Annotated in this window: 15 protein-coding genes; 2 read left to right on the top strand and 13 right to left on the bottom strand. The window is 36.0% G+C overall.

Annotation, left to right across the window (positions count from 1 at the left end; translation table 11 throughout):
* Positions 1-368: 368 nt before the first annotated feature.
* The 3 genes from LKL37_RS01790 to LKL37_RS01780 are packed head-to-tail and all read right to left on the bottom strand — an operon-like array spanning position 369 to position 8903.
* Complete coding sequence (locus tag LKL37_RS01790) at positions 369-3767, bottom strand: DUF6443 domain-containing protein (RefSeq protein ID WP_431608870.1); 3399 nt, start codon at positions 3765-3767, stop codon at positions 369-371.
* Positions 3768-3772: 5 nt separating this feature from the next.
* Positions 3773-7240, bottom strand: coding sequence for a hypothetical protein (locus tag LKL37_RS01785; RefSeq protein WP_431608868.1), 3468 nt, complete (start codon positions 7238-7240; stop codon positions 3773-3775).
* A 10-nt stretch (positions 7241-7250) separates the two neighbouring features.
* Positions 7251-8903, bottom strand: coding sequence for a T9SS type A sorting domain-containing protein (locus tag LKL37_RS01780; protein WP_431608867.1), 1653 nt, complete (start codon positions 8901-8903; stop codon positions 7251-7253).
* A gap of 409 nt (positions 8904-9312) precedes the next feature.
* On the opposite strand from LKL37_RS01780, the gene LKL37_RS01775 reads away from it, so the two are divergent.
* Positions 9313-10539 (top strand): hypothetical protein, encoded by a 1227-nt coding sequence (locus LKL37_RS01775; protein WP_431608866.1) that lies wholly within the window; start codon positions 9313-9315, stop codon positions 10537-10539.
* Between the two features lie 135 nt (positions 10540-10674).
* Here the strand turns inward: LKL37_RS01775 and LKL37_RS01770 are convergent, their stop codons facing one another.
* From LKL37_RS01770 to LKL37_RS01745, 6 genes are all read right to left on the bottom strand, one after another.
* The gene (locus LKL37_RS01770; RefSeq protein ID WP_431608865.1) at positions 10675-11895 is read right to left on the bottom strand and encodes a YncE family protein; all 1221 of its coding nucleotides are present in this window, start codon (positions 11893-11895) and stop codon (positions 10675-10677) included.
* A gap of 171 nt (positions 11896-12066) precedes the next feature.
* A complete protein-coding gene (rluF, locus tag LKL37_RS01765) occupies positions 12067-12789 on the bottom strand; it encodes a 23S rRNA pseudouridine(2604) synthase RluF (RefSeq protein WP_431608864.1) in 723 nt (240 codons plus the stop codon).
* Between the two features lie 55 nt (positions 12790-12844).
* On the bottom strand, positions 12845-13543 hold the full coding sequence (gene truB / locus LKL37_RS01760; protein ID WP_431608863.1) for a tRNA pseudouridine(55) synthase TruB: 699 nt from the start codon (positions 13541-13543) through the stop codon (positions 12845-12847).
* Positions 13544-13567: 24 nt separating this feature from the next.
* Entirely contained in the window at positions 13568-14386 is an 819-nt protein-coding gene (locus tag LKL37_RS01755; RefSeq protein ID WP_431608862.1) for an undecaprenyl-diphosphate phosphatase, read from the bottom strand.
* Positions 14387-14481: 95 nt separating this feature from the next.
* Complete coding sequence (locus tag LKL37_RS01750; protein WP_185126234.1) at positions 14482-14778, bottom strand: DUF3098 domain-containing protein; 297 nt, start codon at positions 14776-14778, stop codon at positions 14482-14484.
* Positions 14779-14780: 2 nt separating this feature from the next.
* Positions 14781-15680: a cell division protein FtsX gene (locus tag LKL37_RS01745; RefSeq protein ID WP_431608861.1), complete on the bottom strand. Its 900-nt coding sequence runs from the start codon at positions 15678-15680 to the stop codon at positions 14781-14783.
* A 91-nt stretch (positions 15681-15771) separates the two neighbouring features.
* Between LKL37_RS01745 and rsmA the strand changes: the two genes are divergently transcribed.
* Entirely contained in the window at positions 15772-16542 is a 771-nt protein-coding gene (gene rsmA / locus LKL37_RS01740) for a 16S rRNA (adenine(1518)-N(6)/adenine(1519)-N(6))-dimethyltransferase RsmA (protein ID WP_431608860.1), read from the top strand.
* Between the two features lie 112 nt (positions 16543-16654).
* Here the strand turns inward: rsmA and LKL37_RS01735 are convergent, their stop codons facing one another.
* From LKL37_RS01735 to LKL37_RS01720, 4 genes are all read right to left on the bottom strand, one after another.
* Positions 16655-19012, bottom strand: coding sequence for a choice-of-anchor L domain-containing protein (locus LKL37_RS01735; protein ID WP_431608859.1), 2358 nt, complete (start codon positions 19010-19012; stop codon positions 16655-16657).
* 289 nt (positions 19013-19301) lie between these two features.
* Entirely contained in the window at positions 19302-22880 is a 3579-nt protein-coding gene (locus LKL37_RS01730; protein WP_431608858.1) for a choice-of-anchor L domain-containing protein, read from the bottom strand.
* A 179-nt stretch (positions 22881-23059) separates the two neighbouring features.
* Entirely contained in the window at positions 23060-25420 is a 2361-nt protein-coding gene (locus LKL37_RS01725; RefSeq protein WP_431608857.1) for a choice-of-anchor L domain-containing protein, read from the bottom strand.
* A 205-nt stretch (positions 25421-25625) separates the two neighbouring features.
* Complete coding sequence (locus LKL37_RS01720; RefSeq protein ID WP_431608856.1) at positions 25626-26183, bottom strand: DUF1003 domain-containing protein; 558 nt, start codon at positions 26181-26183, stop codon at positions 25626-25628.
* Positions 26184-26187: the final 4 nt, after the last annotated feature.

Genomic DNA, 26187 nt, shown 5'->3' with positions numbered 1-26187 from the left:
GACACGAGCGAAAGGCTCACGCCAGCAGGGGGTATCGCTTTTTATTTTCTTAAATCTGTCATTCTGATGACAAATTCTATCAGATAGTTAACATTAAAACAATGAAAGATAGTAGGAATATCAAAGACAGTCCTGCTACTATAAAATCTTGGATTTTCATTTTCTTATAATTAACTGTTATTGAAATTATTAATACAACTTGAACTATAAGCCCTAAGTAAAAACCCAAATTAAACAGCCCTTCCAATTGTCTGGGATTAACCACTTCATAAACTGAACTTGGAATTAATTTACTATATAAATTATATCTAACAAACAAACAGAGTATTAAAACCAATAATAAAAAAAAACTTCTCTTTCTCATATTATCATTTTTTGTAAGTTCCTTTATAAAAATATTTATGCCCTCTCCAAATAGCATTTTGGTCTCTGGGACTATCACTTCCAAATTCATTTAATCTTGCACCCCACAATGCACTCTCAGAAGAAAGACCTGTGTACTTTGTCCATGCTCCCCACATAAAATTACCAGCATCAAAAGTATTGTAAACCATATTTACACTATCAAATCTAAAAAAAGCATTGGGTATAAACTTATCTTGCATATTTTCATTTGTAACTCCAACATTATTGCTTTGTAAAAGAGGAACTAAAAAATTATATGTAAAATCAGAACCCTTTCCTGCTCCAAAGTTGTATGAGTTCAAAAACATATCAACATACGAATTAAATTTACTACCTATACCGCCCAGGCTATTCATAAGTATTAACTGATTATTATGGAAAACTCCTGTTACTTGGGAATTTAAATCAGAAAATGAAATTGGGAAATATAGTCTATCTCCTACATTAAAATTTTGAGAAAGCATATACTTATCATCATGTTGTGAGTCATTAAAATACAATTGTTTTCCACTTTCATCAAAAAATCTATTAGACTGGCCATTTCTCAAAATATTACTAATAAGACCTTTGCCATTAACAGTTATATCATCAGTTGGTTTAGATGCTGACATTGAATTTTTTAATTGTAAAAATGCTGACTTTGCATCATCTTCTGTATAAGTAATGTTATCTCCACTACCAATAACTGCTCTACCATCTGGGTCTATATAAAGAACAGGATTATTTGCTGTATAGTTATAAGGAGATATATTGAGATATTTTTCCGCCAGTGGATCAACAACACCCCACCTTCCTAAGTCCGGCATATACATCCTTGCTCCAAAGTCATACATCCCTGTCTCTTGCAATTCTTTCCCGTTGTACTTGTATTTATATGCTGGATTTCCCGATAAAACATTATACCCCTCGTGCTTCAATCCAAAAGGATAATAATTACTTTCTTCAATGATCTCTGTTCCTGCCCCATTCTTAGCATAGCTCAGTCTTGTATTCCCTAGGTGGTCCGTATAATTGTACACATATTTTCCGGTCTCAACATTAAAATATCCTTCTGCTGTTGGGAAGAACTTTAATACTGAATCTGTATACTGAAAGCCATCCAGATAATCAGTTGCTTCTGTACCGAAAACCTTTTTCACCTTCACTCCGTCTGCTCTGTAAATATAATCCGTTACTTTGGAATTTTGGGTAATTTTTTCTGGTAAATTTAGATAATTATATTGGATGGAGGAAATACCTTTATCCATATGGCTGGTCATATTTCCATTATCATCGTAGCCAATCGTATTAGGGTTTGACACATACGGATATCCCGAAGAGTTTTGGGTGGTATCTTCAACTTTGCTTAGTCTGTTCCCGGAATAGGTGTAGTATAATCTGTCGATCTGTATAGGGCCGTTGCCATCAGAATCTCCAAACCTGTCCAAACGGGTGATATTTCCGTTGAGATCATAATCAACCCATTCATTATAGGCGCTGGTTTGTACTACGGAAGCATCGGGCTTCAGATAGATGGCATGTACTAATCTGTTGAGACGGTCGTATGCATAATTATATCTTCTCAGCTGGCCGTCTGTGGCGGCTTTCCAATCTACTTCAGCAATATTTCCGTTGAATCTGCCAGGATAGTTTCCTATGACAGGATCGGTATATTTTATTGTATATCCAAACAAATCATTTCCCAGGTTGGCAGGATCATTAATCTGGGTCATCCAGCCCCGGATATTATATTTGTAATCTATGGTCTGTAATGGATTGGCTGTATCAGTTCCTCCTACTTTTTTACCAGAAATCTGAGAAATCTCATTGTACATATTCTGTGTTAAAATTTCTGTCGGGTTACCATCTACCTGATGCTTGTGAGCCAGCAATCTGTTCTGATGATCAGATTCAAAAGTTTCAGTTACAACTCTTTCCGCATCTGTATTTAACCGCTTATGTTTGGTAATAGTCTGTTGCGGTAATCCTGCAAAATCCAGTTTGGATTCTGTATGGGTATATCCTCCCAAATGATTGATAGAATGGGTTCCAATCACTCTTCCTTTCCTGTCGTAATAGGTATAGGTTTTTGTCCAGCCATCATCCTCAATGTTTTTTACAAGACTTAAAACAGGAAGCCCTTTGGTACTTCTTCCATCAGAAGTAGGAGCTTCTGTCAATACAGGTTCTCCTAAAATAGTTGAAGGAACAGGTGGATTAAAGCCATACTGCTGAGGATAAGAATCGTAATACGTCACTGAAAGAAGGCTATCTAATCCCCAATGCATATTGGTGTAATAATAAGGCATTCCATTTGCTGTCAGAGGAGTATTATCTCTACCTTCAAGAACAGCCCCACCACTAATCTGGTTCTGCATCCCGATTCTGGTGTTATTAGCTTTTTTTATTCCTGTATAAATCAGTCTTCCAAAGATATCATATTTATAGATAATCCAGCTGAATGAAGCTCTCTGATTGGCATCCTGGGATAGGATCATCCTGTCTGCTTTATCATACACCATAAATTCCCACTCTTTGCCAGGAAGCTTTTTTTCTACTAATCTTCCCTTTCCATCATAACGGTACTGATAAGCTAATGCATCATGCTCAGGCATTCCCCAGCTGTCCAACTTTGACAAAAGTGGAGGAAGAACAAATACTAATTGATCATAATCATTATAAACATAGTAAGTATCTGCATTTTCTGCAGCACTTATCACTTTTCTGACCAACAAAACCTGTCCTCTTCCATTTTTAAACTCTATGGTTGTATTGCCGTCTTCATCAGTTACAGTATTTTTATACAGCTGCCCTTCTGCGTAGATTCCAGCATTAGCGATTCCTGATTGGGTAGCACTATTGGACCAGCTGGTAGGAGCTGCAAACTTTCTTACTTTATCTTCAGCGGTATTGGTATCATACTTAAATTTTACAGATTTCCCATTCCATTCGTTACCTACTTGTTTTTGTTCCAAAATCCTGTCTAAAGGTGAGTTTTCCAAAACTTTTTCAGAGTAAATCTTTTCAGAGCCATAGGGTGTACTGCTTAGATTGCTCAAAGGATCTGGGATAATGGCTCCATTCAGCGTTCCTCCCTGAGGAATAGGAAGGTAATCCTGTACCTGTCTTCCGAATTGGTCATATTTAATAGGCGTAACCACATCTTTTCCCAGTGGAGATGCTTTTACGTTGACAATTTGTTTTGGTCTACCCAAGCCATCAAAATACTGAACGGTCTCTGAAGATTTTGTTGCTGAAGTTCCGTTATAATCCAGATAGGTTTTGGTCTGAACATAGTTTTCCGTATTAGGAAGCGGGGAAAGCTGGGCATATATTAAATTGGATAAGAGCAAGGCTCCTATCGGTAGTATTAATTTTTTCATCGGTGTTAGTTTTTATAGTTGTATTTCATCTCCTTTACAATCTGACCATTGACATCTACTATCTTCTGAAGCCTTCCTGCAGAATCATAGAGATAATTTTCTCTGATTCCTGAAGGCGGAGTAATGCTTCTGACTCCAATTAACGGATCGTAGCTGTAGGTGGTAATCTGATAACCAGGCAGCGTGTTTTTAAAATTGTTAAATGCGGTAAGCAAATTTGTCTCATCATTATTACTTCCTGCTGCTGCATCTGTATTGGAAGCATTAACAAGAGTATCGATTATCGACTGCGGGATGGCTGCTATTTTCACATTTTCTATTTTAGCAATAGGCTGGGTTTGGTTATAGCCCCAGATGATAACCGTTGAGATACCATCTTTTGTAGTGTACTGCTGAAGATTTCCTTTGGAGTCGTATTGATCATACGTTACTTCTGTAGTTTGGGTATTTTGCAAATCGGTAGACACGATAGATGTTGGGAGTGGAAGCCCAACTGTCTTTGAGTCTGCATCAGCTTGAGATAATGGGTACTTTTTCTCAATTTTAGAAATAGTCTTACCGTTATTTTTTAGTTCAGTCTCCAATGGGACACCAGTAATTCCTTTATCAAATAAATAAGAATTGTTACCCTCTTCTGAATATTTATAATTTGTGATAATAGTCTCGTCAGGGTTTATTAATTCATGTTTCTGAACTAAACCATTATTATAAGAAAAGTGTTCTTTGGTTTCGATAATTTTATTACCAAAATATAGTTTAGAAATTGTAGAATCAATTTTATGAAATTCAGCCATCATAGGAGTTGTATAAAAATGATATTTTGCAATACCATCATATTCTCCTGTTGAAGCGATTAAGGGATCTTTTCCACTCAATAAAAATTTCTTTTCTGCCCTAACACTATAAAATTGATTAAATGGTAATAAATTCTTATATTTATAGGTAACAGATTCAATAAAATTGTTGCCTGCATCTTTTAGGACTTTTTGCTCCAAAAGGCCATTAAGCTGATTTTTAATTACGGGAAAATAGTCTGCTACAGTGTTTTCTAAATTGTTATAATTATATTCTGTTTTTCCTTTTATTTGTGATGGATTATTAACATCAACTATACTCTCCATAACTTTACTATACCCTACAGCATCATATTCACCAGAAGAAATCTGGTCTGTAATAAACCAAAAACTATTATAAGAATAAGAATCAGAACAGTTTGTTGCCTGCCCACAATTAAAGCAATAATAATCCTTTTGCTTTAATGGACTTATTCTATTATGAAGAACGCCCTTTCCATATTCATATTCTTTCCATTCAGATAATGTTCCTTGACTTGAATAATTTTTTAACGACTTAATTCTAGGCCCATGACCATAGGAAGTAAAATCACTACCTATATTAGGCTTCTTAACCATAGTAAAAGCAGTTTTTACACCAGCAGAGTGATAAATATCTGCTGGTTGATACATACTATTATTTATATTTAATATCACCCTATATTGAATAGTAGGATCATTAGAACCGATAATTTCGAATACTCCGTCCATTTGAAAATTATAGTTTTGGCTGAAAGCTGTATTATTGGTAAGCTCCCCAAACTTCCATTCTTTAATAACTTCTAATATAGTTTCCCCACCACCTGTATTCTTTTTTATTTTTAGCAATTTAATATTAGCATTTGCATCAGTCATTTGATAGTAGTTATATCTTTTAGACTGGGGCCCGGAAGATCCACCATCAAATCCACCAGAGAATTCGGCATGGAAATTTAAAGAACCCCCAAAGTCGTATGGAAAATCATATATATTGTTTAGAGAGCTATACCCTCCTATGCCATTATTATTAAGATTGATAGTTTCAGTGAGATTGAATATCTGATCATGACTGGGAATAAACTGATTATTAAAGGAATTGAGTTCATATTCATAATCAGTAAACCCCTTAGTAGGATATTCAATTCTTTTAAGCATATAAGAACTGACATAATTTTTATTAGAATACCTATTATTTCCTTCATAATATACTGGTACTCCCATTGCAGGTGTGAGATAAAAACTTAAATCAGGTAATAAATAATTACTAGAATACCCATTGTAATATCCCCAGAAATCTTTAGCAAAAGAAACTTTTGGAGGTAAGGTATTGGAAAGATTATAATCAAATTTAAATTCGTTATTATCGCTTATTTTGTTACCGTTATTATCATAAATAAAAAAAGAAACTTTATCTAATTTTAATCTTTTTCCGAATGCATCTTTCATTTGATTAAAGTTTTGCAATTCGGTAATAGCAGATGGGAAGTTATCTTGATAGGGAAAATAAGTATAAGTAAAATCTAAGGATTTTAATTTTTTATTATTTCTTCTATTTATAAAGTCAATGGATTCAAGTTTCTTAAGATTGTTCCAGCTATATAGATTAATATCCTGTCTATCTCCAAGGTTAAAAATTATTTCTAATTCATCTGTCTTAATTTTTTTCAAAATTTTAACATTACTATTATTCAATATAGCTTGTGCTGGTTCAAACTGATAGTTTATCTTTCCATAGCACATATCAACAGATCCTAAACTATAAGCTGACGTTCTAATATTTCTCTGTTGAGCAAAAGAGTAAAAATTATAATTCGCATCTTGATATTCAAATGAGATCTCTTTATTATTTGGAAGTACTATTTTGTTGATTTTATAACTTCTACTTGAAAATTCTTCTGATAAAGATGTTCCATTATAGCTTAAAAATACTTCTTTTTGCCCAAAATAATATTTTATTCCATTATTATCAGTAGCTATGATTTGATCATTATAAACTTCAAATTTTAAATTCTCATTTTTCTCCAGCTGAACAATTTCTCGAGTTTGAAGATTAATAAAAAAACTTCCGCTATGTCCAAAGAAACTAAATCTGAAAATATCAACATCAGCATTCTTTCCAAACACTATTTCATTTACAACTGTATTTCCATCAGAGCCGCTTGGAGATGAAGGAGGGAAACATCCCGGATTTTGTTGATTACCAATAGTACACCAGTCATATCCCACAAATCCTTTTTGTTTTACAACTTTAAACCTTCCTGTTCCTCCCGGATATGCCTCAAGCCTATTATAAAATGGAGTATATTCATTTGGTGTTGAATAACTTATATCATTCTGATCTGCTTTCCCTCTAACATCTTGATAGATTATACCTTCAGGCATCAGATCCCAACCTAATCCTACCCATGTAGCCTGATCATCCAATTTAATACCTGATGCATTATAATTTAGAGAAATAGGCATCTCAAAACCTGATTCTCGAATTGCATAAATAGGAACGCTAGTTTGTGCTACCCCTGTATATGTTCCAACAGGAATATCTCCAAATCGTTTAAACATGGCCACTTCTGGTGAAGTGGGAAAATTAACATTAATTTGATTTTGTGCATTTAAAACAATCAAATTAAAAAAGTACAATATTATGATAAATATCTTTTTCATTATTTATATTTCATTTCTTAATTAATTTAGCATTCGCCGTTTTATTAGTATCCGTTTTTATCGTAACCAGATAAGCGCCCTGAACCAAAGCCTGAGTATTAATCTTGGTTACTTTGTTCTTGGTTTTTATACTTTGAAGTTGTCTTCCGCTCATGTCGTACAATAGAATATCCGCATCCTTGAAGCCCTGTCCTGAGCCTGTCGAAGAATCAAAACCAATTTCTACATAAGCATAGTCTGAGACTGGATTTGGATAGATCTTGATGTCATATTTTTCAATCAGCTGATCAACTTGTTTGTCGCCCAGCTTTACAATCTTCCAGTTTTCTTTACCCAATTCTTCTGTACTGGTTCCTGCCAAAACAATGGAACCGTCTCTGTTAAGTTTTAAATCTGAAAGTCTTTCTTCTTTCTTTCTGGATTCTCCTTTGACGTGTTTTCTCCACTGCTCATTTCCATTTTGATCTAAATATAACATCCAGAAAGTTTCATCATTAGTTTGTATTCTCCCCTCAGCTTGAGTATAACCTCCCAACAAAATACCTTTAAATGATTTGTCATCTGCAGAATGCAGAACGCTCATTCCCATCAAAACATCACGGTTTTTGAAATTATAGGATTTCTGCCACTGTTCATCCCCTCTTTCATTTAGAGAAATCAGCCAAAGATCTGTTCCTTCTTCAATGCCTACTGTTTTGTTCCCCGATCTTTCTGATCTTGACTCTCCACCAATGATAAAGCCGCTTGAAGTTAAAGCCAGCGTTCTGATATGATCGTCACCTTTTCCTCCAAAGTTCTTTTCCCATTCAACTTTTCCGTTTTTGTCTAACTTAACAATCCAGTAATCTCCTTCGCCGAAGTTATCGCTTTGCTTTGAGGTTGCAGATACTAGGTTATGGGTTGCAGTTCTTTCAGACGGAGTATTTGTATTGATCGTTGATTGCTGATTATTTGTTTTAACAGATGTACTTCTGGAATAAATTCCCAGTAATGCTCCGCCATCACGAGTTGGAATCATTTTTTCAACTTCATCTAAGCCTCTTCCACCTAAAATTGATTGGGAGAGTTCTTTTCCGTCTTTATCCAATCTTGTAATGAAGACATCTTTGGAACCATAGCCCTTTGAAGAGTTCTGTATATTACCCGCAACGAAAAATCCTAAATCTGTAGTCTGAATCACAGCTCTTGCTTCTTCATCCGAAGAACTCCCTAAAGTTTTCTGCCATAATTCATCTCCGAATTCATTGATTCTGATCAGCCAGATATCTGATCCACCTTTGGAATCTTCTTTTTTATCCAGCCCTTTTCCTGAATAGGATGTTCCGGCTAAAAGAAACCCTCCGTCTTGTGTGGTAACAGTTGCAGATAAATAATCATGATTCTGTCCTGAAAAGTATTTTTCCCAAACTTCTTCTCCCTGTTGATTCAGTTTTACCAGATGAAAATCGTAGCCGTTATTCTGCTTTTGGCCACTGGCTGCTGGCGATTGGCTTTTAGACTGTATCGAACTTCCTGTGATCAGATATTGTTGGTCAATGGTTGTGGTAACCTGACTTAAGAAATCCTGGGTAGAGGATTTGATGTCTTTCTGCCATACCACTTCCTGAGCGGATATGCTCAAGCCTGCGCATAAGATTAGCGCACTGAGATAAAGTTTTCTCACACTTTGTTGTTTTTTGAATTATTAATCAGTTTATTTAAAACTGCGCGAATTTAACACTTTTTAAGACACTGAAATTATTTTAATGTGGTATGCTTTAAACCATACTATTAATCATTAAATTTCCTTTATGATGTATTAAAATCTATCTTATTCTAATGCAAAATTATCACAGTGCAACGACAAAACCTGTCGTATTAAAAACAAAAAGTATAGAAAGCAAAATCAGAATATTTATACTCAATTAAGAAACTACATCACACGAAAGAGAGTTTTTATATTAACTTTTAAATCATTACTAATAATTTTAAAACAATCTTTAATCATTTCAGGATCAGCTATTGCCATGCTTTGTTTTTATTAATAGGTTTACCGGATGATGAGAAAAAACTATTACCGGAAATTGGCATTTATGATCACATTACTGACCATTTTATTTGCCTATCAGAAGTACACCAGTCGGGAAAAAGAACCTTTCCCTGATGTAAAATTCATTTCAAGCACTTCTACATTTACTAATATATCAGATTTTGATCCTAATACACTGGATAAAGGACAATGGCAGAAACTAGGCTTTTCAGAGAAACAGACCGCTACTATTCTCAAGTACAAAGATATATTGGGTGGAAAATTTACATCAAAGGAGCAGTTGAAAAAATGCTATGCAATTTCTGAAGAGAAATTCAACGAACTGGCATCATTTATATTGCTTCCTGAAATAATAGAAGTAGGAAAATCTAAAGAGTATAATAAAATCGATAAAAAAGAACTTACAATTGCGAGAAAATTCAATCCTGATCAGTTTTCTGCCAATGATTGGCTCAAAATGGGATTCAGTGAACGACAGGCGGAAGCTATTTTAAAGTATAAAAACTATTTAGGAGGAAGCTTTATCAGCAAGGAAAAATTTAGAGAATGTTTCATTATTTCACCGGAAAATTACGGCAAGCTTGAACCCTACCTCCTATTGCCCTCGAAAACTCCTGAAAATTTCAGAAATTTCGCAAAAAACAGTACGGTTAAAACCAAGGTTCAATATCATACTTTTGATCCTAATCTACTGGATTTAGAGGGATGGAAAGCCCTTGGTTTTTCTGAAAAACAGAGTTTCACCATTATCAATTACCGGGATAGAAATTTGCGGGGAAGTTTTAAAAGTATAGAAGATCTACAAAAATGCTTTGTGATTTCATCTGAGAAATTTCAGGAAATGAAACCTTACATTAAACTTCAGGAAAAACAACAGGAAAAAACTGATTTTTCAAAGACAGACCTCAATACTATTACTTTCAGACAGCTTATAGAGTTTGGTCTGGATGAAAGAAGTGCAGGCTCAATTATTGGTTTTAGGAAGAAGCTTGGAGGTTTTATCAACAAGCAGCAGATTTTAAGTACATACAATATTAATCAGGAGCTTGTTCAAAAATTGATTTCAATAGCACCATTGAATACTTCAGAGGTTCCGAAATATTCTTTGGTAGACGCGCCTGAAGATTGGCTTAAGAATCATCCCTATTTCAAATATTCCGCAGACAAAATCATATTCTACAGAATTAGTAATCCTGATGATAAAAAAATATGGAAACTTTTAAAACTAAAACCTGAGTATGAAGAAAGAATGAGGCTATATGTAAAATAATACAAGTCCAAAATACATTTGGATTCCAAAACAAACACGCCCCACTTAAGATATTAAGGAATCAATTATTGATCTCCAACAAAAAACTATTCCTTTTTTGGAATAGTTTTCTATCTAAAAATGTTATACTAAATTTTAGTGATGCATATAATTACTTGGTCCATTGGTTCCTTCAATGGATTCCGGAAGTATTCCATATTTATTTCGTAAATCTACTGTACCTAGTTTTTTTCCTGTATTGATATCAATTATACTTATGGTTCCGGAATTTAAGTTAGGGATATCCAATAAATTATTTTGTACTGCTACCACATCTTTTCCTGATTTGGTTTTAAAGAAAGCCATATGATGAGCTCCTTTATCCGCGTCAAGAGTCTTTAAAAGTTTCAGCTGAGGAAGATTGTTGATATCAAAGACAAGTACTTTTCCGGGATCTGCAAAACTTACATAGAGTTTGTTTGAGTCATCAATATACATTTCGAGCGTCCAGCCTAATCCTTGTGAGCTTCCTTCAAAAATTTTAGTAAAAGCATCATATTTTTTGGTGGTGGAATTATAGGGAGCCATCCAGATATCGCCACCCAGCATTGTTGTAGCAAGTGCATATTGTGGGAATTTTCCGCGCAGTAATAAAACCTCAACTGGTGCGGACAGATCCGTAGGCGAGTCCGCAACCTGATAGGTCTCCTTTATTTCGTAAGTATTCAGATCTAATAAAGTACAGGTATTGCCCATTCCGGTAGTCAGATCCGGGTGAATGGTAGAAGTTACCATCATCAATCCTTTTTCTTCATTCACTGAAATACCATGCGGATACATTATGAATTGATTAGGATTAGTTTGAATGGGTGCTTTAATGGTTTTGATAAGCTGATTATTAGCATTAAAAACACCTATACTTCCATCTTTTGGACCTCCTGCCCCACCCATAAAGGTCATAAAATATCTTCCGTCATTAGTAAAAAAAATATTTTCACCTACGGTATTTTCACCAGTATCAATAGGAGTTGCACTTATTAATTTTGGCTGCCCATTAGAGTCTTCTCCTGTTTTTATTTCATAAAGATAGCTGCCTCCCAAAGCTGTTGTGAACATTTTTTTTGCATTCTGATTGTAGTAAATATGATGAGGCAATACACCAACACCCAACTCAAGTTTACTGCTGATATTTCCAAAATTTGGGGCTTCTGGATCGAGTTCTATAACGGCAATTCCGTCTGATAATCCTTTTAAACTTCTGTAATCAATGTAAAACGAAGAATCATGTGAATGATCCGGATTGTGATTATCATTTAGACAACTGGTAGACATTGTCAAAATAATCAACAAGAGAACTGAATTTAATTTTATTTTCATGATTTTTAGATTATGGTTATTACTATTATAAATGTAATACATTTTTAGTGAAAAATATAATATATTACACTTAAGTGTGAAAAATCATTGAATAATTATAAATCAGAATACTCCCTGCTGTTTATACCAGAGAAAAAATGAAGGGGGAGCCGTTAAATTATATGATAGGTTTTAATCTATTGTTTTGCTGGAATCTGTAAGTAAAGTGTTCAGCATATTCATTTCATCATCTGTCAGATCTCTCCATTTTCCGATTGGAAGATCAAGTTTGATGTTCATGATACGAATTCTTTTCAGCTTTTTTACTTCATAACCAAGATATTCGCACATTCTTCGAATTTGTCTGTTGAGTCCCTGGGTAAGAATAATTCTGAAATTCATTTCATCAATTTTCTCCACTTCACATTTTTTCGTCACCGTATCCAGAATGGGAACACCATTTCTCATTTTTTCCAGAAATCTGGGAGTGATAGGTTTATCTACACGAACCAGATATTCTTTCTCGTGATTATTGCGGGCTCTCAGGATTTTGTTAACGATATCACCATCATTTGTCAGTAGGATAAGTCCTTCACTCGGTTTATCCAGCCTGCCGATAGGAAAAATTCTTTTCGGGTGGTTGATATAGTCTACAATATTATTTTTCTCGCGTTTTGTATCAGTAGTACATACAATTCCTACCGGCTTATTAAAAGCAATATATACTGGCTTTTCCTGAACTTCTCTGATTGGTTTTCCGTCTACCTCTACCAGATCTTCATCAGAAACTTTCGTTCCCAATTCAGGAACTTTTCCGTTTATTTTGATTCTGCCTTCTTCCAAAAGCTTATCTGCTGCTCTTCTAGAACAGTATCCTACTTCTGATAAATATTTATTGATACGCGTTTTTTCCATTAGTCTTTTCCGTAACTGAGATAATTTTTATTGCTAAAATCGGGATGATTTTATTTTATAGACCTTCAAATCTGTACTCGCTATTCAAGAACTGATCTGTAGCATCTTCAATAGCATAATCACCGATCTTGGTACGTCTTAATTGGGTCAGGTAAGCTCCTACTCCCAATTCCTGTCCTATATCATGAGCCAGACTTCTGATGTACGTTCCTTTCGAACAGCCTACCATGAAGCTCACCAAAGGAAAATCGATTTTAATATCTTTAATGTAATGGATCGTTGTTTTTCTTGCCTTCATTTCCACTTCTTCACCAGCTCTTGCAAGGTTGTAAGCTCTTTCGCCATCAATTTTAATTGCCGAGTAAATCGGTGGCTTTTGTTCGATTTCTCCAACAAATTTTTCCAGCACTTCTCTTACTTGTTCTTCAGTAATATGAGAGATATCCTGTTGAAGGATTTCAGGCTTTTCTGTATCGTAGGATTCTGTCTGTACTCCAATTTTGATCTCTGTCCAGTATTCTTTAGGAGCATCCTGAATCTCAGGAATTTTCTTTGTGAATTTTCCGCAGCAGACGATAAGAAGTCCGGTAGCTCTGGGATCTAATGTCCCGGCATGTCCTATTTTAAATTTTTTAGGAAGATTAAATTCCCTTTTAAGTTTGTATTTCATTTTATTGACAGCCTGAAAGGAAGTCCAGTCCAAAGGCTTATCCAATAAAAAAATGTATCCTGATTTCAGTTCTTCAGCAGTCATGAATGGGTATAAATGAATAATTTCTTATTTAAAGAAATAAAAATAGATCAATAGGGCAACTCCAACGAAAATACGGTACCAGCCCCAAGGTTTAAATCCATATTTATTAAGCACTCCAATGAATGCCTTGATAGCAATAAGCGCTACAATAAATGCTACAACATTTCCGACCACAAAGATCATGATATGATCCTGTGAAGCCATAATCATTTCATATCCTTTCTGCGGATTGGGTGTTTCTTTTCCCCATGTTTTCACAAAAACGGAGTACACCGTTACAGCCAGCATCGTAGGTACAGCAAGGAAGAAAGAGAATTCTGCAGCTGCTTTTCTGGTAAGCCCCTGAGTCATTCCTCCAATAATAGAGGCTGCACTACGGCTTGTTCCAGGCATCATCGCAAGACACTGCCAGAAACCGATAGTAACTGCTTTTCTTATGGTAATTCCTTTTTCATCATCAATTTTAGGATTCTTGAACCATTTGTCGGCAAACAGTAAAACAACACCTCCTACAACCAATACGGAAGAAATAGCAATCTGATTTCCAAGTACGGCTTCAATTTTATCATCAAATAAATATCCTAAAACCAATGCCGGAACTACAGCAAAAGCCAGTTTAAAATAGAACTGAATATTATTTAAGTCAAAAAACTTTTTCCAGTATGCCACTACAACAGATAAAATAGCTCCAAACTGAATAGATACCTGAAACATTTTTAAAAATTCTGTTTCTTCCAGCCCCATCAGGTTTGCGGTAAATCCCATATGTGCGGTAGAAGAAATCGGAAGATATTCTGTTAATCCTTCTACAATGGCAATAATAATTGCTTTGATTAAATCCATATTCTTTAAAAAATTAAAAGATTAAGAGATCCGAAAATTCAGAATACATGATTCTCAATTCCCCAATCTCTTAATCTCTAAATATAAAAATTTATTTATTTTCTTTTTAAGATCGCGTACACTTCTATTACAAATCCAATAACAACAAACAGAGGTGCTATTCTGATTCTTCTGATAGAAAAGATACCGTCATTCCATGAGTTCGGATCAAATTTACCATCTACCGTATTGGCATCCGGTCCCATCATCAGGAGAAATCCAACTACAATGAATGCCAGACCTATCAGCATCCACTTGAAATTCTGCTGTCCGAAATAGAAAGCATTTTCCTGAGGTACTTCGGCTTCATGTCCAAAGTCTGAAGCGGAAATTTTATTTGTTTTTTTGCTCATTGTTAAGAGTAATATAAATCGTCAACGTTTGATTTTAAGAATCTCCATGTAGCGAAAATCGTACTTAAAACAGAAATAAAGATACCTACTCCCAATACTAAGATAATCAACCAGAAGTACTGATTATTATCCTGTACAAAAGCAGAACCAATCTGACTTGTGAAGTAATACCAAACTCCTCCTAATGCAAGAAGACCAATTACGGAACCAATAGCTCCTAAGATAATAGCTTCTACAATGAAAGGTTTAAGGATAAATCTTCTTTTCGCTCCTACAAGCTGCATCGTTTTAATAATAAATCTCTTCGAGAATATTTTCAGACGGATAGAATTGTTGATCAATACAACCGCCAGTACCAGGAACAGAATAGAAAACCCTAAGATCCACTTTAAGATTCTGCTCAGGTTATTATAAACATCCACCATCAAAGTACTGTCATTTTTGACATCAATGATCCCCGGAACAGATTTTATTTCTTTAATTGCTTCATCAATTTTTGCCGGATCTACGAATTCCGGTTTTAAAGCAACTTCAATTGAAGATGGAAAAATATTTTCTTCGAACAATGCATCACTGTCGATTCCCATAGTTTTCTTAGCTTCTTTAGCCGCCATATCTCTTGAAATATAGGTAGCTTTCTTTACCGGAGCTAACGTCTGTACCTTTTTAAAAGTTTCTTCCTCCAGTTTTGCAATTTTTACAGAATCTTTAGCGTCATAGTTTTCATCAAAGTAGGCGTTCACCACCAACTGTTCTTTGATATAGTCAGAATACTTCTGGGCATTAATCAGAATAAGCCCCATTAATCCTAACAAAAATAACACTAAGGCAATACTTATCACTACTGTAATATTGCTGGACCGAAGCCTTTTCTTATTAAATTCATCTACAGATTTAGCCATTAATATTAAAATTTTTGGCTAAAATAGAAAAAATCTTCCGAAATTTGGGACGAAATAAAGAAAATCACTGTTAATAAAATCATAAAAAACTTTGAGTGTAAAAGCAAAAAAACATCTTGGACAGCACTTCCTGACAGATGAAAATATCGCAAGAAAAATCGTAGAAGGTCTTAGTTTTGAGAACTATACTAACATCATGGAAGTAGGTCCCGGAATGGGAGTTCTTACCAAATATCTTCTTGAAAAGGATCAGAACATTTATCTTGCAGAAATAGACACGGAATCTATTGAATACCTGAAAAACAATTATACAAAGGTTACTGAAGAGACTTTTGTAGGTGATTTCCTGAAACAGGATTTCAGTTTTCTGAAAGATGGTCAGATTGCTATCATTGGTAATTTCCCGTATAATATCTCATCACAGATCTTATTTAAGATTGTAGATTATTACGAACTGATCCCGGAAATGGTAGGAATGTTCCAGAAAGAAGTAGCTGAAAGAACGGCTGCGGTTCCTAGAACTAAAGATTACGGTATTCTTTCTGTACTGATACAGGCTTACTATGATGTATCCTACATGTTTACGGTACATGAAAACGTCTTCAATCCACCTCCGAAAGTAAAATCAGGAGTAATCCGCCTTACAAGAAATCCAAAAGAAGGTCTTGCAGGCAACGAAATTCTCTTTAAGCAGATTGTAAAAACAGGATTCAACCAAAGAAGAAAAAAGCTTTCTAATGCATTGAAATCCTTAAATATTCCTGAAGCTTTGAAAGGACATGAATTTTTAGATAAAAGGGCCGAAGAATTAAGTGTAACAGATTTTATACATTTCGCCAATCTCTGGAAAGAAAATCAATAAACAAAAGCTCCTGATGAAGGAGCTTTTTTATTGGGCTAAATAGTATTTATTAAAAGCAGAAAGCCTTTCAAAATAAATTTGAAAGGCTTTCTTTTATATTACATTATCAATTCTAGTTTCTGTTTTTCAACATGATCCATCCTGACCAGTTCATCTGAGCTTTTGATTTTGGATACTCAAAATTGAACTTATACCAGTATGTTGCTGTAGGAAGTCTCTTACCACCTACGGTTCCGTCCCAGATAGGATTTTCTTTTGAGAATCTGAACATCTCTACTCCATATCTGTCATATACAGAACCTGTAAAGTTTTTAAAGTCACCAAGAGCTTTAAGATCAAGTACATCATTGATTCCATCTTCGTTCGGAGTAATAATATTATTGATCTGAAGTGTAAAGAATTCAAGAGATCCAACGCAATGCGTACCTACTCTTCTTACTAAAACAGTATAGTTTGTATTATCTAAAAGATTAGCAAATACATTTGAAGCCTGCCAGGTGATTCCGTTATCAATAGAATATTCCAAAGTACTTGGCGTATTGTTCATTGGCGGGTTCTCAGCAGTGATCGTTACTGTTTTCTTGATACTTTCATAATTTATAGCTGTAACAAATGGGGTGGCTGCCCCCAATACTTTTGCTTCAAAAACTTTCTTACAGATACCATTGTCAACTTCTACAGAGTAGATTCCCCATTGGTCTACCACAATTTTCTGGGTTGTAGCCCCTGTACTCCAAAGGTATTTGAATCCTTGTCCTGCTCCTGCATCAAGAGTCACTTTATCACCAATACACATTTCAACATCTTGCAATGGTGAAGTGATTTCTGGTGTAACCTCAATTCTTATGGTTGCCGGGTTAAGAGATTTACACCCTTTTGCACCAATTGCATACACTGTAAATGTTGTTGTCTGATATAGAGTAACAGTCTGCATATTACTGGTTCCCATGAAGTTGCTCCACAGATAAGTGTTACCCCCGTCAGCAGTAAGGGTTACAGATTCTCCGGGACATATTTTTATTCTTGAAGCTTTTACTGTAGCTGTGGGTGTTACTTCTTTCTGCAATGTAAGTTTAACTATTTTACTACAGAAACCACCATTGGAAACAAGAACATAAAGGATCTGTCCATCATTACCATTATAGTTTAATGGAGTCTGAATATAATTGCCATTCTGCGCAACAGCATCCGCCTGATTTTCGTAAAATTTAAAAATGGCTCCCGGCGTTGGGCTTATAGTAGATGTAATGGTACTTAAATCAAAGGTTGTAATATCCGGTGTAGTACAAAGTAACAACGTGGCATCCTGAGCCTGAGGAGTTGTTCCACCGTGAATCTGAATGGTAGCTTTACCCGGACATGGATTACCGGGAACACTTACTTCGATTGTATAAGTACCAGGCTGTACAGCTGTAATGGTATTCGTAGTAGCATTAGGTACTGGTGCACCATTATAATACCATTGGTAAACAAGGTTAGGATCATTTACGGAAGCAGTGATTACCTGAGGAACGTTATCACAAACGTTGATATCGGAAGGTAATTTTGTACCTGCAGGATCTAAAAGATCTACTCCAATATTGAAAGATCCTCCTTCCAGGAATACTGCAGAGTCATAGCTATGGTCACTGTAATCGGCAATTACCATTTTGAAGTGGTATTGCTGTCCTGCTACTACTGTTGCTGTGGCAGTCAATGGAATTGTTCTTCCATTAAAGTTGGTTTCAACGTTACCTGTGTTATATCCTGCAAAATATTGCTCATTTACAGCACCACAACTGGACCCGATGGCAGGGTGGATATTCGTAATACTTACCGGTCCTGCTCCTCCGGGAAGCACAGCCATATTCACATAAGGTCCACCTGAAGTAGGTCTCAATAAGATCGCAAATGCATCTGCAAAGGTACAAGGGAACGAACCTGTATATTCCTCTGATGCAATAAGATAGTTAAATTTAATTTGGCTGGTCGTAGGAACAAAGTCAAATTCTAATAGAACAGCATCATTCAATCTGCTTTCCACTACACCAATTACCTGTGCAAGATCAGGATCCGATCCTCCACCATTGACATCATTAAGAGCATCTTCAAAGGCATTACCAGCTCTTCTGGCGTATCCTGTAGAAAGAATAAGCCCATCTTTAAAAGGAAAATTGGTAGCAGCTTTGTGAAAATATCCCCACGCTCTGTTTGCATCACTTGCAGCGTGATTTGGAGTAATCTTTACATTGGATACATTCGGAGTCAGACAGGTATTGGTTCCTGATGAAATCAATACATCTTTTACCATTTTCTCAATAGTATAACTGGACTCAGCATATGACGGAGCATTCACGTCAATAAAAGCTCCTGCTCTTCTGGACAGGGCAGTACTGGTTTTCTTTACCAGTTTCCGCGGAGGAAGATTTTGTGAAAATAAAAAAGTCGAAATGACTAAAAAAAATAAACAAAGCGGTAGATATCTTCTCATAATATTTTTGTTTCAACAAATTTAATTTTTTTTTAAATATCTCATATACATATTTATATTTTTTACAACAAAAAAACAAAATATAAACCTTTTAGGGTCAATTTTCGTTAATCAATCCCTATCCGTTCAAACTCCAAATAATGTGGCAGCATTGTGTTACCGATTGTTTTTAACATATTTAGCCCCGATTTTGGATAATTCACAAAACATGATAACGTTTCCATCATAAAACAAGAAAATCTTTCATTGCTGAAAGATTTTCTTGTTTATTTTTTATTTTAATAATTATCTAATTTCTATTCTTCAAGAGAATCCAGCCTGATCGCTGTTCCATTTTCTTGCTGGCAGGGTTTTCCCACTGCACTCTATACCAATACGTCGCGGTAGGAAGATTGATTCCTTTTAAAGATCCGGTCCATATAACATTCCCTTTGCTTGCCTTGAATACTTCAGCTCCGTATCTGTCAAAGATGGAAGCTGCAAAATCTTTATACCCGCTGATTCCTGTGAAATCTATGGTATCATTTACACCATCCATATTAGGGGTAATGGCGTTGCTGATAATGAAGGTAAAATAGTCCAGAGAAGTACCACATTTAGCACCTACAACTCTTACCATCAAAGTATACATTGTATTATTTAAAATACCTGTAAATACATTAGATGAATGCCAAGTTAATCCTCCATCTATGGAATATTCTAAAGTACCTCCCGTTGGATTACTTGCAGTAAGGGTCAGAATATGATTATCATAAACAACATTGGTAAACTGCGGCAGATCAGGATTGATCAGCTGAGCAGAAAACGTTTTGGAACAAGTACCATTACTGATCGTTACAGAATATGTTCCCGGAATATTAGTGGTTATAGTCTGAGTGGTCGCCCCCGTACTCCATAGATAAGTATAATTTAGTCCTGAACCTGCATCAAGAGTTCCCTTATCCCCTGCACAGACAAATACATCTTTTAAGGTAGAAACAATTGCCGGAACAACCTCAATAATTACTTTAGCAGGATTCACAGAACTACATCCGTTTCCTCCCAATGCATATACTGAATATTCTGTAGTTGTGGTAGGAGTAACAACCTGAGTATTTCCATTTCCGGTAAGACCAATCCAATTATAGGTAATTCCTCCCGAAGCCGTCAATGTCACAGATTCTCCTTCACAGATTTTTAATTTTGATGCGGTAAGTCCCGCAATAGGCGGACCTACCTGAACTGTCACACTTGCAGCTGTTGCAGAAATACAACCGTTAGCTCCAACCGCAAATACTGTATAGGTGGTAGTCACAGTAGGCGAAACAACTTGAGTATTTCCGTTTCCGGTAAGACCATTGCCCCAGTTATAGGTTACTCCTCCGGAAGCTGTTAGGGTTACAGATTCTCCTATACAAATACGAGGCTGTGATGAAACAACAGCAGCCACTGGTTTTACCTTATCTTCCTGAACAGTTACTGTTGAAGTAAAAGTACAGCTTAAATTTCCTGGCTGTGAAACATTCGTAACAGTTAATGTATAGGTACCTCCGGCGCTTACAACAGGAGTAAGTGTATTACCTCCTGATACAATGGTTCCGCCGGTTGTTGTCCAGGTAATTGTAGATCCTGCAGGCACAACAGATGCTGAAGCATTGATTGTAATCTGAGGAGTTGTACAGGTAATTGTTTGCGGAGCAGCAATTGTAAGAGTAGTCTCAGCTGTTTTCAGCAATTGTAGAGACACTACATAGCTACAGCCTCCATTGCTTACCAATACATAAATTGTCTGATTTCCCGGTGGTGTATATGCTGTAGGAGTTATAATAAAGTTTCCGTTAGCAGCATTGGCATCGGCCTGATTGACATAGTAAGTAAAAGTAACTCCTGCAGTAGCTGTTATCTGAGGTTGTGCCTCTGTAAGATTAAAAGCTAATCCTGGCTGATAACATTTATGTAATGTTGCATTCTGAGCTGTAAAAGGTTCTGACACTTCAATTGTAATAGTTGCAGGGTTTTGAGATACACAACCGTTAGCTCCTACTGCTGTTACAGTATAGGTAGTTGTAACAGTAGGTGAAACAACCTGCGTATTTCCATTTCCGGTAAGACCATTACCCCAGTTATAGGTAGCCCCACCTGAAGCAGTAAGCGTTACAGAGTCTCCTTTACAGATTTTTATTTTATTTGCTACAAGTCCGGTAACCGGCGGTGCACTATTTCCTGTTACAGTTACAGTACCTACAGCTGTACAGCTGATATTTCCTGGCTGGTAAACTTTTGTAATGGTTAAAGTATATGTTCCTGCTGCATTGATCACAGGGTTTAAGGTAGTTCCTCCTGAAACAATATTTCCTCCCGTAGTCGTCCAGTTGAATGTAGCACCTGCCGGATAAACTGAGGCAGATGCATCCAGTGTCGTCTGAGAATTAGCACACGTTAGTACTATCGGAGGAGCAATAGTAGGTATCATTTGTGGTGCTTTTACCAATTGCAGCTCGGCTACTTTTGCACAGAAACCGTTGGCTACTCTTACATATACCGTCCCACCCGGACTTTGATAAGCTGTTGGATTAGGAATTGTATTGGCATTTCCTGCATTAGCATCCGCCAATGTGGTATAGTAGGTAAACACAGCTCCCGGAGTAGTACTTATTGAAGGCTGTGCTGATGTTAAATTAAATGTAGCATTTCCGGCAGCATAGCAGGCTGTTAATGTAGCATTCTGTACTGTAGGAGATGTTCCGCCTACTACGGTGATAGTAGCCTCTCCCGGACAACTGTTTCCCTGAATAAAAACTTTAACGGTATATACCCCTGGCGCTGTTGCTGTGTAGCTCGCATTGGTTGCCCCTGCAATCGGGTTAGTACCTAGATACCACTGATAAGTAATATTGGATCCCTGAACTGAAGCTGTAAAGGTCTGTGGTGTATTATCACACATATTGACAGATGCAGGAAGCTGTACTCCTGCCGGATCAAGAATTTTTACTCCAATATCGAATGAACCTGCTTCCAGAAAGACTGCAGAATCAAAGTTGGGATCCTGATAATCCGCCAAAACAATTTTAAAGTGATACGTTTCTCCTGGAATTACAGTAGCTTTAGCGGTAAGCGGAATAGTACGTCCGTTAAAATTGGTTTCGATCTGAGCCGTATTTGTTCCCCCGTAATAAACTTCGTTTTTAGGTCCACAGTTTTGATACTGCGGGTGGATATTAGTAACACTTACAGGTCCTGCTCCAGCGGGAAGCACTGCCAAGTTCGTATAATTAGGATCAGTTGATTTCTTTAACAATAGGGCAAAACCATCTGTAATCGTACACGGAAAGTTTTGCTGATATTCTTTTGAGGCAAATAAATATCTGAAAGTAATTTCAGTAGATGCTGCTACAAAGTCAAATTCTATAGAGGTAGCATTTGTAAGATTAGAATTGGCAATTCCCAGTGCATTGGCCAAATCTACATCTCCTCCGGTTCCCAGGTCATCACTTAAAGCCCCCTGAAAAACATTTCCTGCTTTATTAGCATATCCCGTTGAAAGGATAATCCCTTTACTGAACGGGAAATTGGTATTTGATTTATTGAAATATCCCCAGCTTCGGTTCTGATTGGTAGCAGGTAAATTTGGAGATACCGTTACGTTACTTACACTGGAATTGGTACAGGTACCTCCCGATATAAGAACATCTTTTATCAATTGAGTGATAGGATAGCCGGATTCCGGGTAACTTGGTGCATTTACATCTATAAAGACACCAGCTCTTAAAGAAGCAGCTTTAGGTTTTGCAGCAATTTCTACCCTTCCTTTATTTTGAGCCAAAATAAAGTTTCCTATGAAAGCTAAAAATATTGCTAAAAATAAATTTCCTCTCCTCCTATTTAACATTTTATATTATTTTAAACAAAAATACTATTTTTTTTGATTGAAATTCAAGTTAACATAATTTACATTATTACTAACGCAAATTTATTTATGTTAGGATATCAACTTTGTTTATTTTAAAATAATAAAAAAAGACTGACCAAAACAGCCAGTCTTTCTATTATCATTTAATATGGTTTAAATTATTCTATATTTTTAAGAAGTATCCATCCGGTTTTCACGGTTATCTCCTTGCTTGCAGGATCTTCGAAGGTTACCTGATACCAGTAAGTAGAAGTAGGAAGTTTTTTACCCTGGAAATATCCGTCCCAATATGGTGTTATCTTCGTTGCTTTGAAGACTTCTCTTCCGTATCGGTCAAACACTTGTCCGCTGAAATCTTTATAATTAACTACTCCACTGAAATCAATAATATCATTAACATTATCTCCGTTTGGCGTAATAACGTTTTTCATCACGAATGTAAAAAACTCAAGGAAGCCTACACAACTTGTAAATTTCACTCTTACTCTAATGGCAATGACTTTATTTTTAGGTACATTATTAAATACATTTGAAGATTGCCATGTAACTCCATTATCTACTGAATATTCCAATATACCGTTACTTGGATTATTTGCAGTAAGGATCATTGTTCCCTTATCGTTATAATCCACTTTTATTACTTCAGGAATTACCGCTTTAATAACTTGTGTTTTGAACTCTTTAGAACACACTCCATTACTTATTATTACTGAATATTCTCCCGGAGTTCCTACTGTAATGCTTTGGCTTGTTTCTCCGCTACTCCACTGATAAGTATAATTGGGTCCTGAACCTGCATCTAAGATAATTTTATCACCCTGACAGATATGACCGCCTTTTAAGTTGGAAACAATAGCTGGTACTACTTCAATTGTAATACGTGCAGGCTGAAGAGATTTACACCCCTGTGCTCCGATAGCATATACTGTATAGGTAGTGGTCTGAGTAGGGCTTACCGTTCTTATTCCTCCTGTAGTACCTGCAGAATCACTCCATTGATAGGTTACCCCACCCGTAGCCGTTAATAATACAGATTCCCCGGCACAGATTTTTAATCTCGGAGCTGTCACTAAAGCTGTAGGTGTTTCTTCTTTTCTTAGAGTTAAGGTTGCTATTTTACTACAAAAAGCTCCATTGGAAACCAGTACATATAATATTTGTCCGTCTGTCCCAGTGTAATTGGTCAGATTGGTAATATAACTGTTATTCTGAGCCTGTGCATCAGCCTGGTTGGCATAGAAACGAAATACCGCTCCCTGCGTTGTACTGATCAAAGGTTTTGCTGTTTCTAAATTAAAGGTAGTAACCGTAGGTGTTGTACAAAGCTTAAGCTCAGCATTCTGTACTGTTGGGCTTGTTCCTCCGATAATGGTAATGGTTGCTTCGCTAGGACACTGATTTCCTGGAACCATTACTTTTACAGTATATACGCCCGGTTGGTTAGCAATATAGACTGCACTGGTTGCACCCGGAATAGCCACTCCATCTTTATACCATTGATAAGTCATTCCCGGAATAGCTGCTACCTGAGCTTTCAATTGTTTTGGTGTATTATCACACATATTGATGCTGCCTGGTAAAACAACTCCCGCTTCATCCACAATTTTAATTCCTACATCAAAAGATCCCCCTTCTAAGAACACTGCAGAGTCATGGGAAGGATCTTTTGCATCAGCCAATACCATTTTAAAATGGTAAGTCTGTCCTGGAATTACATCTGCAATAGCGGTTAAAGGTGTTGTTCTTCCGAAATAATTAATAACTAAGTGCGGATTTGCCAGCGCTCCAAAATACCCTGCATTGATGGGTCCACAGCTGAATCCATTTCCTGCGGGAACAATATTGGTTGCACTTACAGGTCCGGCACCACCCGGCAGTATCGCAAGGTTAGTATAGGTAGGGTCTCCTACTTTCTTTAGTAAAAGGGCAAACGCATCGGAATATCCTGTACAAGGATAATTGGAAGTATATTCGTCTGAAACGAATATGTAATTAAATTTTACCTGATTGGAATTCGGGACGAAATCGAATTCAAGTGCTACAGCATCTGTTAAACTCACCGTAGCTCCGGTAGCTGTAACAAGGTCTGCATCACTTCCTGTTCCTACCGATTGTCCAACTGCAGCTACATAATTGTTACCAGCTTCTGAAGCATATCCTGTAGTCAGGACAATACCATCAGTAAAAGGGAAATTTGTAGTCCCTTTATGAAAATATCCCCAAAATCTGTTGTTGTTTGTCACATCATGATTGGGAGATACTGTAACATTGGTAACATTGGCTGTTGTACAGTTGGTTCCCCCATTAATCAAAATATTCTTAACCAATTGCTCGGGTGTATAATTTGAAGGTGTATAAGGAGGTACATTTACATCTATGAATGCTCCAGCCCTAAGAGCGGCGGCAGATGGCTTTATCTTCTCGGATTTTCTGACTGGTCTCGTTTGAGAAAATGCAGAAACAGAAATCAATAAAAAAGAAAAAAGGAAAAAATAGTTTTTTAGTCTATAGATTAACATTTTGTTTTCATTTGTTCAAATGTAGCAAAAATAATTGTACTAAACCACTATAAAATATCACTATTTTCTCATTCAACATCTACATTCACAATGAATTTTCCTTATTATTACATTTTCCATAAATTATTTAACCTGAAAATTCATTTATAAAAAAACAGATCAAAAGTATTGATCTGTTCTTATATTTTCTTTGCCAATATTCCGGCTATTTATCATCTTTTTTCAATTGATCAATCTCGCCTTGCAGCTGAGAGATAATATCTTTTAAGGCTTTTATTTCGTTCTTGTTGGAGTTTACATTACTCTTCAATATTACATTTTTTGCTCTTTCATTGTGATCTTCTTCATCTTCGTCTTCATTAATTTCTTCAATATCTTCGCTGATCTCCTCAATATCTTCCTGGATATCTTCTATATCCTCATTGATCTCTTCAATGTCTTCACTAATCTCTTCAATATCCTCACTGATTTCTTCGATATCTTCCTGAATGTCTTCAATATCTTCCTGGATATCATCAATTTTCTCATGACTTTTATTGACAGACATCTGAATGAAAATAGCCAGATAAATAGCTTCCAGAGAGAGCACCGTCGTAAGAATCAGAAGCATTTTGTCAAAATCAACAATATTCAGCATCGGAAGCAAAAACGAAGTAAGAAATAATAAAGTATGTACGATCAGGGACTGAATAGATCCTATCCATGAGGTAATACTGTCTGCTATTTTTTCAAGAACTTCTGCTTTTTCGTTATATTTTTTCATCCTT

This window comes from Chryseobacterium sp. 'Rf worker isolate 10', assembly GCF_050753305.1.
Classification (GTDB): domain Bacteria; phylum Bacteroidota; class Bacteroidia; order Flavobacteriales; family Weeksellaceae; genus Chryseobacterium.
This window is presented reverse-complemented; position numbering and strand designations above follow the sequence as displayed.